Source organism: Achromobacter pulmonis, assembly GCF_021733725.1.
GTDB classification, from domain to species: Bacteria; Pseudomonadota; Gammaproteobacteria; order Burkholderiales; family Burkholderiaceae_B; genus Achromobacter; species Achromobacter pulmonis.
Genome location: NZ_JAIFOT010000001.1, coordinates 4,869,881 through 4,885,305 on the forward strand (window position 1 = coordinate 4,869,881; position 15,425 = coordinate 4,885,305).

Genomic DNA, 15,425 nt, shown 5'->3' on the forward strand with positions numbered 1-15,425 from the left:
AGCAAGCCGAGGACGCGGCGTGGGGGCCTCATTTTTCAGTGTCGACCAGCCCCTTCACGAACCATTTCTGCATCAGGATGACGACCAGCGCCGGCGGGATCATCGCCAGCATGGCGGTGGCCATGGTGATGTTCCATTCGGTCACGCTGTCGCCGCCGCTGATCATGCGCTTGATGCCGATCACGACGGGGTACATGTCTTCCTGCGTGGTTATCAGCAGCGGCCACAGGTATTGGTTCCAGCCGTAGATGAACTGGATCACGAACAGCGCGGCGATGCTGGTCTTGGACAGCGGCAGCAGCACGTCGCGGAAGAAGCGGATGGGGCCGGCGCCGTCGATGCGGGCGGCTTCGATCAGCTCGTCCGGAACCGTCAGGAAGAACTGGCGGAACAGGAAGGTGGCCGTGGCCGAGGCGATCAGTGGCAGCGTCAGGCCGGCGTAGCTGTTGAGCAGGCCGAGGTCCGCCACCACCTTGTAGGTGGGCGCGATCCGCACTTCTACCGGCAGCATCAGGGTGACGAAAATCATCCAGAAAAAGAACATGCGGCCGGGGAAGCGGAAGTACACCACCGCAAAAGCCGACAGCAGCGAGATCGCGATCTTGCCGATGGAAATCGCCAGCGCCATGATCAGGCTGACGTACATCATGCGGCCCACCGGCGCGCCGGACGAGCCGCCGCTGGAGCCGCCGAACAGCGCCTGCATGTAGTTGTCGACGAAGTGCGGACCGGGAATCAGCGACATCGGCGCGGAGGCCACTTCCTGCGCGGTCTGGGTCGACGCGACGAAAGTGACATAGAGCGGAAAGGCCACCATCGCCACCCCGCACAGCAGGATGACGTGGGCCAGAATATCCAGCCAGGGACGGCGTTCAACCATTGTTATCTGCCTCGAAAATCAATACTGCACTTTGCGGTCGACGTAGCGGAACTGCACGACCGTCAAGGCAATCACGATGAACATCAGCACCACCGACTGGGCCGCGGACGAACCGAGGTCCAGGCCGCGGAAGCCGTCGCTGTACACCTTGTAGACCAGGATGGAAGTCGACGTGCCGGGACCGCCCTGCGTGGTGGTGTCCACCACCGCGAAGGTGTCGAAGAAGGCGTAGATGATGTTGACCACCAGCAGGAAGAAGGTGGTGGGCGAGAGCAGCGGGAACACGATGCTCCAGAAGCGGCGCGACGGGCTGGCGCCGTCGATCGCAGCGGCTTCGATGAGCGAGCGCGGAATCGATTGCAGGCCGGCCAGGAAGAACAGGAAGTTGTACGAAATCTGCTTCCAGACCGCGGCGATCAGCACCAGGACCATTGCCTGGTTGCCGTCCAGGCGCGGGTTCCAGTCGACACCGGCGTGGCGCAGCGCCACCGCCAGGATGCCGACCGAGGGCGAGAACAGGAACAGCCACAGCACGCCGACCACGGCGGGCGCGACGGCGTAGGGCCAGATCAGCAGGGTCTTGTAGAGCCCGGCGCCGCGGATCACGCGGTCGGCCATGACGGCCAGCAGCAGCGACACGCCCAGGCCGACCACCGCAACCAGGATCGAGAACACCGCCGTGACGCGGAAGGAATCGAGGTAGGCCTGTTGAGAGAACAGTTCCATGAAGTTGTCGAAACCGACGAATTCGGACGACAGCCCGAACGCATCCTCCAACCGCATCGACTGCCACATGGCCTGGCCGGCGGGAAGGAAGAAGAAGACCACGGTAATGACGATCTGCGGCAGGAGCAGCAGATAGGGCAGAGTCTTATGCCCGAAGACGACACGTTTTTCCATAGGGGGAACCCAAGGTACGAAAAGCGGCGGTTGGATTAACCGCCGCCTGATGAATCCGCCGCCGGGGTGGGCCGGCCGCCTGCGGCGCGGGGTGCGCCGGTACTCATAAAAACACGATAGGCTTAAAGCCCTTAAATGACCAGGGCTTTAAGCCATCTTTGCAAGTCCCTGCCGCGCAACGGAAATTGTGCGGCGCGGGACCGGCTGGCAAGCTTCGGAATGGGCGTTACTTTACACTTTTCTCGAACTTTTCCAGCAGTTCATTGCCGCGCTTGACGATGTTCTCGGCGCCGTCCTTGGCCGAGACCTTGCCCGCCACGATACGCTCGATTTCGGCGTCCTCGATTTCACGGATCTGCGGCAGGAAGCCCAGGCGCAGGCCGCGCGATTGCGCGGTGGTTTCGACGTTCAATTGCTTGACGCCGACTTCGGTGCCCGGGTTCTTGTCGTAGAAGCCTTCCTTCTTGGTCAGCTCGTAGGCGGCCTTGGTGACCGGCACGTACCCGGTCTGCTGGTGCCAGCGGGCGGCGATTTCGGGGCTGGCCAGGAACTTGAAGAACGCCGTCACGCCCTTGTAGGTTTCCGGCTTCTTGTTGGCGAAGACCCACAGCGAAGCGCCGCCGATGATGGTGTTCTGCGGCGCACCCTTGACGTCGGCGTAGTAGGGCAGGGTCGAGGTGCCGAACTCGAACTTGGCGTTCTTGGCGATGTTGGCGCGCAGGCCCGAGGAACCGGTGATCATGGCGCACTTGCCGCTGATGAACAGCGAGTTCGGCTCGTCGCCGCGGCCGCCGTACATGAAGATGCCTTCCTTGCCCAGCTTGGCCAGGTTTTCCAGGTGGCGCACGTGCAGCGGAGTGTTGATCGCGATGCGGGCGTCCAGGCCGCCGAAACCGTTGTCCTTGGTGGCGTACGGCACGTTGTGCCAGGCCGAGAACGTTTCCAGCTGGACCCACGACGGCCACGAGGTGGTGTAGCCGCATTCCTGGCCGGCGGCCTTGAGCTTCTGGCCGGCGGCGGCCAGCTCTTCCCAGGTCTTGGGCGGATTGTCGGCGTCCAGGCCAGCCTTCTTGAAGGCGTCCTTGTTGTAGTAGAACACCACGGTCGAGCTGTTGAAGGGCATCGACACCAGCTTGCCGTCGGCCGACGAGTAGTAGCCGGCCACGGCGCCGATGAACTGCTTCGGATCGATCGGGTTGCCGACTTCTTCCGACATCTGCTGCACCGGCTTGATGGCGCCCTTGGCGTACATCATGGTGGCGGTGCCGACTTCGAATACCTGGAGGATGTCCGGGGCGTTGCCGGCGCGGAACGCGGCGATGCCGGCGTTCATCGATTCACCGTAGTTGCCTTTGTAGACAGCCTTGACCTGGTAGTCGGGGTTCTTCTTGTTGAACTCATCGACCAGGCCGTTGACGCGGTCGCCCAGCGCGCCTTCCATCGAGTGCCAGAACGTGATCTCGGTGGCCGCGTGCGCGGAAGCGCCGGCGAAGGCCGCCATGACGGCGGCGAAAGTAAGGGCAATTCGGTGGGATCGCATGAGAGGTTTCCTCCAGTTGGTCGTGTCGCGCCGGGGGTTGTCCGGGCGCGGAAAACACGTCACCTTATGAATTGTTTGTGACAAAACCGTGACTTTCACATCACTTAAAACGCCTGTCAAATTGCGCGTTTCAGGCGCGAACGAACATTTTTCCTTTTTTCCCGCAGGGGCCGACCGGTTTACAATCGCATCCCATGAAAAACGAACTTTCGATTGCGTTCATTGGCGGCGGCAATATGGCCGCCGCGCTGGCTTCCGGCCTGGCGGGCAAAGTATGCCCCGCCGGAAGCATTCATGTCATTGACATTAACCAGGATTCGCACGCTGCCTGGCAAGCCCGCGGCATGACCACCGCGAGCGCCCCGGACGAGGCCCTGGCGCGGTGCCGCGTTTGGGTGTTCGCGGTCAAGCCACAGAACATGAAAGAGGTTGTGGCTTCCACGCGTCAGTGGTTGCGCGACGACACTTTGGTGGTAAGCGTTGCGGCCGGCATCCGCGCCGACACCCTGGCTGGCTGGCTCGGCACGCCCGCGGCGCCGTGGCGCCGCCTGGTGCGCTGCATGCCCAACACGCCGGCGCTGGTCGGCGCCGGCATCACCGGCCTGGCCGCGCTCGATGGCGTGGGGCAGGCCGACCGCGACCTGGCCGCCCGCATGCTGGCCAGCGTCGGCGAGGTGGTCTGGGTGGCCGACGACGCCGCCCTGGACGCCGTGACGGCATTGTCGGGCAGCGGCCCAGCCTATGTGTTCCTTTTCCTCGAAGCCCTGATCGCGGGCGGCCAGAAGGTCGGCCTGACGGCCGAACAGGCGCGCCAGCTGGCGCTGGGCACCTTCGCCGGCGCCACCAGGCTGGCGGCCGAATCGTCCGATCCGCCCTCGGTGCTGCGTGAGCGCGTCACCTCCAAGGGCGGCACCACCGCGGCGGCGCTGGCGGCGTTCAATGCCGCCGGCTTCACCGGCATCGTCGAGGACGCCATGGCGGCCGCCGCGCAGCGTTCGCGCGAACTGGCCGAGGAGTTCGGCAAGTGAGCCACGCCGCCACGCGCTTCGCGCCCATGAGCCGGACCCAGTTCGGCATCGCGGTGCTGTGCATGGTGCTGGTGGTGGTGGGGTCGAACATCCTGGTGCAAGTGCCCCTGAACGACTGGCTGACCTGGGGCGGCCTGTCGTATCCGGTGGCGTTTCTGGTCACCGACGTGCTCAACCGCCGCTTCGGTCCGGCGGCGGCGCGCCGCGTGGCCTGGTTCGGTTTCGCCGCGGCGCTGGTGGTTTCGGTGTGGGTGGCCTCGCCGCGCATCGCGCTGGCCTCGGGCCTGGCCTATATCTGCGCGCAATTGGTGGACATCCAGGTGTTCGACCGCCTGCGCGACCAGCGCTGGTGGCGCGCGCCGCTGGTGTCCGGGGTGTTGGGCGCCGCGCTCGATACCGCGGTGTTCTTCAGCGTGGCCTTTGCCGCCACCGGCGCGCCCTGGCTGAGCTGGATGCTGGGCGACCTGGCGGTCAAGCTGGCGGTCAATATCAGCATGCTGGCGCCGTTCCGGGCGTTGATGTGGAATCTCGCCAAACCGGCCAACGCCTGATTTTTTTCGAAAATCGGGCGATTATTATTAACGGGATAATCATTATTCGTAAGACTCGCGTAAGTACTGTATGAAAATGCGAAGTCAAACAATGTATTAATGATTATTCATATAAATCGCCTGCCATCCAATGGTCCGCGGCGCCAGCCGCAATCCCAGGCGCCACGCGGATTTCTTCTGCGTTTTCACATACTTGTCGCGTCTATCCGTCACGATTAAAAGTTGTTCTTCAAATATTGGGGATTACACGCAGTGACAGTATGTCGGCTTGCTTCCAGAATACCGGCCACACAGTGTTTTCGCCCAAGAAGCCGGCGACGGGCGATGCGGGTTTAGGGGAATCCACCCGATACTCCGTATCGAACAGAGCCGCTCAAAACCTCGCTGGAGAACTCCGCATGAAGTTTCTGCATCGCCTTACCCCGGTAGCTATGGCATTCGGGGCGCTCGCCCTGGCAGGTTCCGTGCACGCCGCCGATACCATCAAGATCGGCATCCCGCAGCCCATGACGGGCCCCAACACCCAGTACGGCGACCAGATCCAGGCTGGCGCGCTGACTGCCATCGAGACCATCAACGCCAAGGGCGGCGTCAAGGGCAAGAAGCTCGAACCCATCCTCATCGACGACGGCTGCGAGCCGAAGCAGGCCGTGCCGGCCGCCAACCGCGTGGTCAACTCCGGCGCCAAGTTCGCCGTGGCCCATGCGTGCTCGGGCGTGACCGTGGCGGCCGTCAACGTCTACGAACAGGAAGGGATCGTCGGCATCACGCCGGGCGCCACGTCGCCGCTGGTGACCGACACCATCAAGCCGCACTTCTTCTTCCGCACCATCGGCCGCGACGACCAGCAGGGGCCGTACGCCGCTCGCTATATCGCCAACACCCTCAAGCCCAAGAAGGTCGCCGTGCTGCACGACAAGCAGACCTACGGCTCGGGCGTGGCCACCCAGGTCAAGGACACCCTGGACAAGGAAGGCGTGAACGTCGCGATGTTCGAAGGCATCAACGTCGGGGACAGCGATTACTCGGCCATCATCACCAAGCTCAAGGCGGCCGGCGTCGATCTGGTCTACTTCGGCGGCTACCACCCCGAGCTGGGCCTGCTGTTGCGCCAGTCGCGTGAGCAGGGCCTGAATGTCCAGTTCATGGGTCCGGAAGGCACCGCCAACCAGGATCTGGTGGCGATCGCCGGCCCGGCCATCGACGGCCTGCTGGTGACGCTGCCTGCCGACTTCACCAAGCTGCCGGGCAACGAGAGCATCGTCAAGGCCTTCAAGGACGCCAAGCGCGATCCGGACGGCGCCTTCCAGATGCCGGCCTACGCGGCGGTGCAGATCCTGGCCGACAGCATCAACGCGGTGGGCGAAGACCCCGCCAAGGTCGCCGATTACATGCACAAGACCACTTTCAATACCGGTATCGGCAAGGTCGAGTACGACGCCAAGGGCGATCTGAAGAACTTCGAATTCGCCGTTTACAAATGGGACAAGAACGGCAAGAAGACCCAGCTGTAAACTCCCGCGATTCCGCCGGCGTGGTGCCGGCGCGAGGGCCTGTCGTCGTCGATGTGCCGTAATCCGCGTAGCGATGCGCCAAAAGCGCTGTGCGGCCGGCGCGCGATGAAGACAGGCCCTTAAAATACGCCCAGGTTTCCGGCTCCGGGTCTCTCTACCGGAGCCGGAACTATTTGGAGCATAGAGAAATAATGTCCGACCTCATACCCCAACTTACCCAGCAATTCTTCAACGGATTGTCTCTGGGCGCGATCTACGCGTTGATCGCCATCGGCTACACAATGGTCTACGGCATCATCGGTATGATCAACTTCGCCCACGGCGAAATCTACATGATCGGCGCCTATGTCGGCCTGGTCACCCTGACGGCCATCGGCACCAACAGCGGCTTGCCGGTGCCGTTCATCATCGCCGCCATGCTCCTGGTGGCCATCGTCGTCACCGGCGTCTATGGCTTCAGCGTCGAGCGCGTGGCGTATCGCCCGGTCCGCGGCAGCCCCCGCCTGGTGGCGCTGATCTCCGCCATCGGCATGTCGATCTTCCTGCAGAACTGGGTCGCGCTGGGCCAGGGCGCGCGCGACATGGCGGTGCCATCGCTGGTGTCGGGCGCGGTGCAGTTCCAGATGGGTACCGATTTCGACGTGACGGTGCCGTATTCGCGCATCATGATCATCGTGGTGACCGTGGTGCTGATGGTGGCGCTGACGCTGTTCATCAAGTATTCCCGCATGGGCCGCGCCTCGCGCGCCTGCTCGCAGGACATGCACATGGCCAACCTGCTGGGCATCGACACCAACCGCGTGATTTCCTTCACGTTCGTGATGGGCGCGATCCTGGCGGCGGTGGGCGGCGTGCTTATCGCCATCACCATCGGCAAGCTCAACCCCTTCATCGGCTTCCTGGCCGGCATCAAGGCCTTCACGGCGGCGGTGCTGGGCGGCATCGGCAGCATCCCCGGTGCCATGCTGGGCGGCGTGCTGCTGGGGCTGGCCGAAACGTTCGCGGCCGCCTATATCTCGTCGCAGTACAAGGACATCGTGGCGTTCTCGCTGCTGGTCCTGATCCTGCTGTTCCGTCCCACCGGGCTGTTGGGCAAACCTGAGGTGGAAAAAGTCTGATGTCGAACAACAATCTCAAAAACGCCACCATGGCGGCGGTGCTGACCGCCGTCATCGTCACCCCCATCTTCGGCCTGGAACTGGTGCGCCAGGGGGCCCGGACATCGATGCAATCGCATTGGTCGCTGGTGGCCATCGCCGCCGCGGTCGTGTTCGTGTTCCAGCTGTTGCGGCCATGGCTGACCCGGCCGCTGCGCCAATTCAAGGCAAGCCTGCCGACGCTGCCGTCGGCGCCGGCCAAGAACCACAAGCTGCTGATGCTGTTGCTGTTGGCGGTGGCGGTGACCTGGCCGTTCTTTGCCGGCCGCAGCTCGGTCGACATCGCCACCCTGGTGCTGATCTACGTGATGCTGGGCCTGGGTCTGAACATCGTGGTCGGCTTCGCGGGCCTGCTGGACCTGGGGTTCGTCGGCTTCTATGCCGTCGGCGCCTATACCTATGCCTTGCTGTATCACTGGGGCGGCTGGAGCTTCTGGGAAGCGTTGCCGTTCTCGGGCGCGATGGCGGCGTTGTTCGGTTTCGTCCTTGGCTTCCCGGTGCTGCGGCTGCGCGGCGACTACCTGGCCATCGTGACACTGGGCTTCGGTGAAATGATCCGCCTGCTGCTGATCAACCTGAACACGCTCACGGGCGGTCCGGATGGCATTTCGGGCATTCCCAAACCGTCGGTGTTCGGCCTGGAAATGACCCGCCGCGCCAGCGAGGAGGGCGCCACCACGTTCCATGACTTCTTCGGCCTGACGTTCCAGAACCAGCACATGGTGATCTACCTGTACATGATGGCGCTGCTGCTGGCGCTGATCACGCTGCTGGTGTCCACGCGCCTGATCCGCATGCCGGTCGGCCGCGCCTGGGAAGCCCTGCGCGAGGACGAGATCGCCTGCCGTTCGCTGGGCCTGAATCCCACCCGCATCAAGCTGTCGGCGTTCACGCTGGGCGCAACCTTCGCCGGTTTCGGCGGCGCGTTCTTCGCGGCGCGCCAGGGCATGGTCAACCCCGAGTCGTTCACCTTCATCGAGTCGGCGCTGATCCTGGCCATCGTGGTGCTGGGCGGCATGGGCTCGCAGGTGGGCGTGATTCTGGCGGCGATCCTGCTGACGGTGTTGCCCGAGCTGGCGCGCGAGTTCGCCGAGTACCGGATGCTGATGTTCGGGCTGGTGATGGTGTTGATGATGATGTGGCGTCCGCAGGGGTTGTTGCCCATGAAGCGTCCCCACGTGGAGCTGGCTAAATGAGCGAGGCATTGCTGAAAGTATCCGGGCTGACCATGCGTTTCGGCGGTCTGCTGGCCGTTGACAGCGTGGCGTTCGAAGTCAAATCCGACGAGGTGTTCGCCATCATCGGCCCCAATGGCGCCGGCAAGACCACGGTGTTCAATTGCGTGGGCGGGTTCTATTCGCCGACCGCGGGCGATATCGTGATGGACGGCAAGCCGATCACCGGCCTGCCGAGCCACAAGGTGGCGCGCCACGGGTTGGTGCGCACGTTCCAGAACGTGCGGCTGTTCAAGCAGCTGACGGTGCTGGAGAACCTGCTGGTGGCGCAGCACACGCAGGTGGAATCGCGCCTGTTGCCGGGCCTGCTCAAGACCAAGGCCTATCGCCAGGCGGAAACCGAGGCCTTGTCGCGCGCGGCGCAGTGGCTGGATTTCATGGGGCTGCGCGAGTATGCCAACCGCGAAGCGGGCAATCTGGCCTACGGCCACCAGCGCCGCCTGGAGATCGCGCGCTGCATGATCACCAAGCCGCGCCTGCTGATGCTGGACGAGCCGGCGGCGGGCCTGAATCCGCAGGAGAAGCGCGACCTGCAATCGCTGATCGACCAGCTGCGCCGCGAGTTCGGCGTGGCGGTGCTGCTGATCGAGCACGACATGAGCCTGATCATGGGTATTTCCGACCGCATCCTGGTGATGGAGCACGGCAAGCCCATTACTACCGGCACCCCCGAGCAGGTGCGCAACGACGAGCGCGTCATCAAGGCGTACCTGGGGGAGGAATAAATGCTGAAGCTGGAAAACATCCACACCTACTATGGCGCCATCCAGGCGCTGAACGGCGTGTCGGTGGACGTCAACCAGGGCGAGATCGTGACCCTGATCGGCGCCAACGGCGCCGGCAAGACCACCTTGCTGATGACGGTCTGCGGCAACCCGCGAGCCAAGGAAGGCACGATCACCTTCGAGGGCGAGGACATCACCCACAAGGATACGCACCACATCATGCGCAGTGGCATTGCCATTTCGCCGGAGGGGCGGCGCGTGTTCAAGGATCTGACGGTGGCCGAGAACCTGAAGATGGGCGGCTTTTTCTCCAAGCGCGAGCAGATCCAGGAGGGCATCGACCATGTCTATGGCCTGTTCCCGCGCCTGAAGGAACGGGCCAGCCAGCGCGCCGGGTTGATGTCGGGCGGCGAGCAGCAGATGCTGGCGATCGGGCGGGCGCTGATGACGCGGCCGCGATTGCTGTTGCTGGATGAGCCGACGCTGGGACTGGCGCCGCTGGTGATCGCGCAGATTTTCGACATCATCCGCGAGATCCGCGAGCAGGGCGTGACGGTGTTCCTGGTCGAGCAGAACGCCAACAAGGCGCTGCAGGTGGCGGATCGCGGCTACGTGCTGGAGAACGGGCGGGTCGTGCTGCAGGATACGGGGGCGAATCTGCTGGTCAATGATCAGGTGCGTAAGGCGTATCTGGGCGGGTGATTCGAATTACGGTTTATTCCCCGCGAAGGGAAATTTGGGCGCTACTGCAAGGGGCGCCCTTTTTTTGTCTTGCTGGGCATGCTGCTTTGTAGGTCGCCCGAGGCGGGCGGCGCCCTGGCGAGGCGCGCCAACGACTGCGGTCCGGCGCGCTCGCTCCGGACTGCTGCGTCGTCATCTTGGTCCGCCTTCGGCGCCCCTATGCCGCGATGCGTTGCTCGGGCTGGTCGGCCAGGTAGTGCGCGATGGCGGCGCGGGCCAGGGCGTCGATGGAGTCGGTCAGGGTGATACCGAGGCTGGGGCGCAGGGCGTGGGGCACGGCCAGCGGCAGTTCGGTGCAGCCCAGGACGACGGCATCGGCGCCGCGCGCCTTCAGGCGGGCAATGCCGTCGGCGGCGGGAGCGAAGGCGGCGTCGAGCTGGTTGCCCTTGACGGCGCGGATCGAGGCCATGCAGTAGCGCTCGACCTCCTCGTCGTCGGGGACGATGCATTCGTAGCCCTGGGCTTCGAGGTGGCGCTGGTAGAGACCGAGCTTGAGCGTGGCGGCGGTGCCCATCAGGCCGATGCGGCCCTGGTGCAGGCCGAGGCGGCGCAGGTCGTCGATGACGGCCTGGATGATGTGCAGGACCGGCAGGCGCGTGGCCGCGGCGATTTCGTCGTACCAGAGGTGCGCGGTGTTGCAGGGGATGGCGATGAGCTGGGCGCCGGCGCGTTCGAGGAAGCGCACGCCGTCGACCATGTAGGGCAGGGGATTTTCGCCGCCGGCCATGTAGGCGCTGGAACGGTCGGGGATGCGCGGGTCGTTGCGCAGCAGAGTGGGGATGTGTTGCTGGTCCGCGTCGGCGGGCGTGAGCGCCGCCAGGCGCAGGGCGAAAGCGGCGCCGGCCATGGGGCCCATGCCGCCCAAAACACCCAGGTAACAGCCCTGGGAATAGCTATTCACTTTGTTGACTCCAAGGTATTGCTTCACCGGGTGCCAGTACCTGGCCCGGGCGCTCGGTGCCGGTTCGTTCCCCATCCCACACTTGCCTGCCGTTGACCCATACTGCGCGGATGCCCTGGCTGACCTGAATGGGAGCTGAAAAAGTGGCCGTGTCCGTGACGTTGGCGGGATCGAACAGCACCAGGTCAGCATGATACCCCTGCCGCAGCAGGCCGCGTCCGGACAGGCCGTATTGGGCGGCCGCCAGGCCGGTCATCTTGTGGATGGCGCTTTCGAGCGACAGCAACTGTTGTTCGCGCACCATGGTGCGCAGCACGTTGGTGAAGGTGCCCCATTGGCGCGGATGCGGATGCGGGTCGAAGGGCAGGCCGTCGGAGCCGACCATGGTCAGCGGATGGCTGAAGATGCGGTTGACGTCGGCCGGGTCCATCAGGAAGTAGATGGCGCCGGCGGGCGCCAGGCGGGCGATGGCGGCCGCGTCATCCAGGCCCAGTTCAGCCATGACCTCGCCGAAATCGCGGCCGGTGGCCTCGGGGTATCCCTTGGACCAGGTGATCATGGTGCGGCTGGCCAGGCGGGCCCGGTCCAGCCGCAGCATGGTCGAGGTGGCCGGGTAGGGATGGCAGTCGAGGCAGACGCGTTGCGCGGCGGCGGCGCGGCTGATCAGGTCCAGGGTTTCGCGGCTGCGGCCGTGATTGCGTTCGCCGGCCAGCTTGTGGTGCGAGAACACCACGCGGCAATCCAGCTCGCGGCCGATCAGCAGGGCTTCTTCCATGGCCGGCACGATGTGGTCGGCTTCGTCGCGCAGGTGGGTGGCGTAGATCGCGCCGGCGCGGCCGCGCAGCGGCTGGCAGACATCGATGATCTCGTCGGTGGGCGCGGCGCTGGCGGGGGGGTAGAAGGTGCCGGTGGACACGCCGAACGCGCCGGCCTCGAGCGCCTCGTCGAGCAGGCCGCGCATGGCCTGGCGCTCGGCAGCGGTGGCGGCGCGCCCGGTATCGTCCATCGTCGCCACGCGCAGGGTGGTGTGGCCGACGAGGGGGATCACATTGACGGCCGCGGGCGTGTCGGCCAGGGCCTGGACCCACTCGCGGAAGGTGCCGAAACGGAACAGCGCGGGCGGGCCCAGCAGGTCCAGCGGCTGCGGAATCGCCTGGCGCGATAGCGGCGCCAGGCTGATGCCGCAGTTGCCCGTGACCACTGTGGTGATGCCTTGCGACACCTTGGGCAGCATCCCGGGATGGGCCAGCAGGTAGCCGTCGTCGTGGGTGTGCGAGTCGATGAAGCCGGGCGCCAGGGCCAGGCCGCGGGCGTCGATCACGACGCGCGCGCCGGGCGGGTGGGCGAAATCTCCCAGCGCCGCGATGCGCCCGCCCCGCACCGCCAGGTCGCCCTGGCGGGCGGCGCCGCCACTGCCGTCGATGAGGGTGGCGCCGGCGACGATGAAGTCTGCTTGCAAGGCGTGGGCCGCCGGGGTGCTGCTGTCCGTCATGGCGGGGCTCAATCCAGTTTTTCGATGCCGGCGGTATCGATGATGCGCTTCCATTTGGCGGTTTCGCGATCGATCAACTGCTTGAAGTCATCGGGATTGCCGGTGGCCGGCTCGGCGCCCAGCGTTGCCAGTCCGGTGCGCACTTCGGGGGCCTGCAGCGCCTTCTGGATGGCGCCATTGAGCTTGGCCACCACGTCGGGGGGGGTGCCCTTGGGCGCGACCACGCCGCCCCAGGCCACGGTTTCGTAGCCCTTCAGGCCGGCCTCGTCCAGGGTCGGCACATCGGGCATCAGCGCTAGGCGCTTGAGGCTGCTGACGCCGATGGCGCGCACCTTGCCGCTCTTGACCAGCGGCGTGGCTTCGGAGGTGTTGACGAACATGTAGTCCAGGCGTCCGCCCAGCAGGTCCTGGATGGCGGCGGGACCGCCGTTGTACGGGATGAACATGACATCGACCTTGGCCATGCTCTTGAACAGCTCGCCGCCCATGTGGCCGGTGGTGCCCACCCCCGAGGCGCCATAGGACAGGCGGCCGGGTTCTTTGCGGGCGCGCTCGATCAGGTCCTGCACGCTCTTGATGGGCGAGCCGGCCGGCACGATCAGGGCGTTGTACAGGTCGAACAGGTGCGCCACGGGGGCCAGGTCCTGGTCGACGTCGTAGGGCAGGCGCTTGAACAGCGAGCGGTTCACGGCCAGCGTGTTGATGTTGCCGTAGCCGATGGTGTAGCCGTCGGCCGCGGCGCGCTTGATCAGGGTAATGCCGATGTTGCCGGCCGCGCCGGGACGGTTTTCCACCACCAGGGTGGCGCCGGTGTCCTTGGCCAGTTGCGTGGTGATCAGGCGCGACAATACGTCGGGCGAGCCGCCGGCGGCCGAAGGCACGATGAAGGTGATGGGCTTGTCGGGATAGGTCCCGGCGGCCTGCGCGCCGCTGGCGAGCGTGGTGGCGGCCAGGGCCAGGGCGGCGACGTGGCGCAGGAAGGTGCGTTGCATGCTGGATTCCCCTTGTTTTGTTGTGTGGAGGCGGCCAGATTAGCACCGGGTTTGCGGCACTGCGTCATCGAAAAATGTCGAAAACCTATAATCCGCCGTTATTGATCAAGGGGGTAAAAATGGATGCGCACGACGATGCCGGCGAACGCGCGCCAAGCGCCGGCCGGCCGCTGAACCTGCGCCAGATCGAGGTGTTCCGCGCCATCATGATGGCCGGCTCGATCAGCGGCGCGGGCCGCATGCTGCACGTGTCGCAGCCGGCGGTGAGCCGGGTGCTGGCGCTGACCGAAGACCGGTTGGGCTACCGCCTGTTCGAGCGCGTGCGCAGCCGGCTGTCGCCCACGGCGGAGGCGCGGCGCCTGTATGCCGAAGTCGAGCAGGTCTACGGCGGCATCCAGCGCGTCAATGACCTGGCCGCCAGCCTGGGGCAGTCCGGCGCCGGCATGCTCAGGGTGGTGGCCAGCGCCAGCTATGGCCAGCGGCTGGTGCCGATGGCGCTGGGGCGGTTTCGCGACCGCAATGCGGCGGCGCGGGTGGATTACCGCAGCGTCACGTTCGATGAGCTGGCGGCGTATTTCCTGTCGGGCCAGGCCGATATCGGCATCTCGATGCGGCCGCCGGACCATCCCAACCTGACCTCGGTCAAGCTGGCCACGGTGCCGGTGGTTTGCGTGCTGCCCCGGGACCATCCCCTGGCCGCGCACGAGGTCGTGCATCCGGAGGATTTCGCTTCGGCGGCCTGGATCGGCTATCCGCGCGATACGCCGCTGGGACAGGCCCTGCAGTCGTTTTTCGGCGGCGCGCCGGCCTGCGCGGCGGCGGTCGAGGTGCATTCTCCGGTGACCGCCTGTTCGTTCGTGCAGCAGGGGTTGGGGCCGGCGCTGGTGGACGCCTGGTGCGTGTCGCCGGACCAGGCGGCAAGCGTGGTGCTGCGGCCGATCGCGCCCGCCGCCAGTGTCGAGATCTGGGCGACGCATTCGAACCTGAGCGCGCCGCCCCTGCTGGCGCGGCGCTTCCTGGCGGCGGTCAAGAAGACCCTGGACGTCGCCGCGCCGACGCTGGCCGGCGGCTGAAAATGGCATCGCCCCGGCGCGGGCGGCGGGGCGATCCGACTTGCCGGGCCGTCAAGGCGGCCCTGGCGGCATTACGCCAGGCCTTCGGCCTTGAGCGCGGCCTGGACGCCGGGGTTGTCCTGCATGCGCTTGAAGAACGCGGCCAGGTGATCCTGGTCGGACAGGTCGATCTGCTTGGCGTGGGCCCAGCGCATCACCACGTACAGATAGGCGTCGGCAATCGAAGGCGCGTCGCCGCCCAGGTATGGTTGGTCGATCAGTTGGGCGTCGAGCAGCGCGAACAGGCGCGTCAGCAGCTTGGACGCGGAGGCGGCCAGTTCCTGCTGCGGGGCTTCCTCGCTGAGAAAGCGGCCGGCGCCAAAGATCATCGAAAAGGTCTTGTGGATGTCGGAGTTGATGAAGCCCAGCCAGCGGCGCACGTCGGCGCGCGAGCGGGCCGAACCGTCGCCCAGCAGCTTGGCCTGGGGGGCCTGTTCGGCCAGGTATTCGAGAATCGCAACGTTCTGGGTCAGCTTGAAACCGTCGTCGTCCAACGCGGGCACGGCGCCGAGCGGGTTGACCTTGAGGAACTCGGCGCCCTTGAGTTCGTCGCGGCTGAGCTTGTGGGTCTCGTACGGCTTGCCGATCCATTCCAGCACGATGTGGGAAGCGAGCGAGCACGCGCCGGGCATGTAGTACAGTTTCATGTAAGGGAGT

15 protein-coding genes are annotated in these 15,425 nt (G+C 65.5%); 8 read left to right on the plus strand and 7 right to left on the minus strand.

The window, feature by feature from the left end:
* Nucleotides 1-28: 28 nt before the first annotated feature.
* From ugpE to ugpB, 3 genes are all read right to left on the minus strand, one after another.
* The gene (gene ugpE / locus K2W61_RS22350; RefSeq protein ID WP_175132026.1) at nucleotides 29-880 is read right to left on the minus strand and encodes a sn-glycerol-3-phosphate ABC transporter permease UgpE; all 852 of its coding nucleotides are present in this window, start codon (nucleotides 878-880) and stop codon (nucleotides 29-31) included.
* Nucleotides 881-898: 18 nt separating this feature from the next.
* Entirely contained in the window at nucleotides 899-1,780 is an 882-nt protein-coding gene (ugpA, locus tag K2W61_RS22355) for a sn-glycerol-3-phosphate ABC transporter permease UgpA (protein WP_236756565.1), read from the minus strand.
* 226 nt (nucleotides 1,781-2,006) lie between these two features.
* Nucleotides 2,007-3,320: a sn-glycerol-3-phosphate ABC transporter substrate-binding protein UgpB gene (gene ugpB / locus K2W61_RS22360; protein WP_175132028.1), complete on the minus strand. Its 1,314-nt coding sequence runs from the start codon at nucleotides 3,318-3,320 to the stop codon at nucleotides 2,007-2,009.
* A 194-nt stretch (nucleotides 3,321-3,514) separates the two neighbouring features.
* On the opposite strand from ugpB, the gene proC reads away from it, so the two are divergent.
* The 7 genes from proC (at nucleotide 3,515) to K2W61_RS22395 (ending at nucleotide 10,232) form a co-directional block, all read left to right on the plus strand.
* Entirely contained in the window at nucleotides 3,515-4,348 is an 834-nt protein-coding gene (gene proC, locus K2W61_RS22365) for a pyrroline-5-carboxylate reductase (RefSeq protein ID WP_175132029.1), read from the plus strand.
* A 26-nt stretch (nucleotides 4,349-4,374) separates the two neighbouring features.
* Complete coding sequence (locus tag K2W61_RS22370) at nucleotides 4,375-4,899, plus strand: queuosine precursor transporter (protein WP_175132185.1); 525 nt, start codon at nucleotides 4,375-4,377, stop codon at nucleotides 4,897-4,899.
* Between the two features lie 398 nt (nucleotides 4,900-5,297).
* Nucleotides 5,298-6,413 carry a branched-chain amino acid ABC transporter substrate-binding protein gene (locus tag K2W61_RS22375; protein ID WP_175132030.1) on the plus strand — a complete coding sequence of 372 codons (1,116 nt, stop codon included), beginning with the start codon at nucleotides 5,298-5,300 and terminating at the stop codon, nucleotides 6,411-6,413.
* A gap of 191 nt (nucleotides 6,414-6,604) precedes the next feature.
* Nucleotides 6,605-7,531, plus strand: a complete 927-nt coding sequence (gene livH, locus K2W61_RS22380) for a high-affinity branched-chain amino acid ABC transporter permease LivH (protein ID WP_175132031.1) — start codon at nucleotides 6,605-6,607, stop codon at nucleotides 7,529-7,531.
* Nucleotides 7,531-8,766, plus strand: a complete 1,236-nt coding sequence (locus K2W61_RS22385) for a high-affinity branched-chain amino acid ABC transporter permease LivM (RefSeq protein ID WP_175132032.1) — start codon at nucleotides 7,531-7,533, stop codon at nucleotides 8,764-8,766. The genes livH and K2W61_RS22385 overlap by 1 nt, the downstream gene beginning before the upstream one ends.
* On the plus strand, nucleotides 8,763-9,530 hold the full coding sequence (livG, locus tag K2W61_RS22390; RefSeq protein WP_175132033.1) for a high-affinity branched-chain amino acid ABC transporter ATP-binding protein LivG: 768 nt from the start codon (nucleotides 8,763-8,765) through the stop codon (nucleotides 9,528-9,530). The genes K2W61_RS22385 and livG overlap by 4 nt, the downstream gene beginning before the upstream one ends.
* Nucleotides 9,531-10,232, plus strand: a complete 702-nt coding sequence (locus K2W61_RS22395; RefSeq protein WP_175132034.1) for an ABC transporter ATP-binding protein — start codon at nucleotides 9,531-9,533, stop codon at nucleotides 10,230-10,232.
* A gap of 196 nt (nucleotides 10,233-10,428) precedes the next feature.
* On the opposite strand, the gene cuyB is transcribed toward K2W61_RS22395, so the two are convergent.
* Genes cuyB through K2W61_RS22410 form a run of 3 tightly spaced genes read right to left on the minus strand, consistent with a single transcriptional unit; the run spans nucleotide 10,429 to nucleotide 13,656 of the window.
* The gene (gene cuyB / locus K2W61_RS22400; RefSeq protein WP_236756566.1) at nucleotides 10,429-11,172 is read right to left on the minus strand and encodes a cysteate racemase; all 744 of its coding nucleotides are present in this window, start codon (nucleotides 11,170-11,172) and stop codon (nucleotides 10,429-10,431) included.
* Nucleotides 11,165-12,664, minus strand: a complete 1,500-nt coding sequence (locus tag K2W61_RS22405) for an N-acyl-D-amino-acid deacylase family protein (RefSeq protein WP_236756567.1) — start codon at nucleotides 12,662-12,664, stop codon at nucleotides 11,165-11,167. The genes cuyB and K2W61_RS22405 overlap by 8 nt, the downstream gene beginning before the upstream one ends.
* 8 nt (nucleotides 12,665-12,672) lie before the next feature.
* On the minus strand, nucleotides 12,673-13,656 hold the full coding sequence (locus K2W61_RS22410; RefSeq protein ID WP_236756568.1) for a Bug family tripartite tricarboxylate transporter substrate binding protein: 984 nt from the start codon (nucleotides 13,654-13,656) through the stop codon (nucleotides 12,673-12,675).
* A gap of 119 nt (nucleotides 13,657-13,775) precedes the next feature.
* Between K2W61_RS22410 and K2W61_RS22415 the strand changes: the two genes are divergently transcribed.
* Nucleotides 13,776-14,729 carry a LysR family transcriptional regulator gene (locus K2W61_RS22415; RefSeq protein ID WP_175132038.1) on the plus strand — a complete coding sequence of 318 codons (954 nt, stop codon included), beginning with the start codon at nucleotides 13,776-13,778 and terminating at the stop codon, nucleotides 14,727-14,729.
* Between the two features lie 71 nt (nucleotides 14,730-14,800).
* Here K2W61_RS22415 and K2W61_RS22420 read toward each other — a convergent pair whose 3' ends face one another.
* Nucleotides 14,801-15,415: a glutathione S-transferase family protein gene (locus K2W61_RS22420; RefSeq protein WP_236756569.1), complete on the minus strand. Its 615-nt coding sequence runs from the start codon at nucleotides 15,413-15,415 to the stop codon at nucleotides 14,801-14,803.
* Between the last annotated feature and the right edge of the window lie 10 nt (nucleotides 15,416-15,425).

Excerpts from the sequence above, each read along its gene's own strand:
- ugpE (WP_175132026.1), bottom strand. The coding sequence starts at position 880 with ATGGTTGAACGCCGTCCCTGGCTGGATATTCTGGCCCACGTCATCCTG.
- ugpA (WP_236756565.1), bottom strand. The coding sequence starts at position 1,780 with ATGGAAAAACGTGTCGTCTTCGGGCATAAGACTCTGCCCTATCTGCTG.
- ugpB (WP_175132028.1), bottom strand. The coding sequence starts at position 3,320 with ATGCGATCCCACCGAATTGCCCTTACTTTCGCCGCCGTCATGGCGGCC.
- proC (WP_175132029.1), top strand. The coding sequence starts at position 3,515 with ATGAAAAACGAACTTTCGATTGCGTTCATTGGCGGCGGCAATATGGCC.
- K2W61_RS22370 (WP_175132185.1), top strand. The coding sequence starts at position 4,375 with ATGAGCCGGACCCAGTTCGGCATCGCGGTGCTGTGCATGGTGCTGGTG.
- K2W61_RS22375 (WP_175132030.1), top strand. The coding sequence starts at position 5,298 with ATGAAGTTTCTGCATCGCCTTACCCCGGTAGCTATGGCATTCGGGGCG.
- livH (WP_175132031.1), top strand. The coding sequence starts at position 6,605 with ATGTCCGACCTCATACCCCAACTTACCCAGCAATTCTTCAACGGATTG.
- K2W61_RS22385 (WP_175132032.1), top strand. The coding sequence starts at position 7,531 with ATGTCGAACAACAATCTCAAAAACGCCACCATGGCGGCGGTGCTGACC.
- livG (WP_175132033.1), top strand. The coding sequence starts at position 8,763 with ATGAGCGAGGCATTGCTGAAAGTATCCGGGCTGACCATGCGTTTCGGC.
- K2W61_RS22395 (WP_175132034.1), top strand. The coding sequence starts at position 9,531 with ATGCTGAAGCTGGAAAACATCCACACCTACTATGGCGCCATCCAGGCG.
- K2W61_RS22405 (WP_236756567.1), bottom strand. The coding sequence starts at position 12,664 with ATGACGGACAGCAGCACCCCGGCGGCCCACGCCTTGCAAGCAGACTTC.
- K2W61_RS22410 (WP_236756568.1), bottom strand. The coding sequence starts at position 13,656 with ATGCAACGCACCTTCCTGCGCCACGTCGCCGCCCTGGCCCTGGCCGCC.
- K2W61_RS22415 (WP_175132038.1), top strand. The coding sequence starts at position 13,776 with ATGGATGCGCACGACGATGCCGGCGAACGCGCGCCAAGCGCCGGCCGG.
- K2W61_RS22420 (WP_236756569.1), bottom strand. The coding sequence starts at position 15,415 with ATGAAACTGTACTACATGCCCGGCGCGTGCTCGCTCGCTTCCCACATC.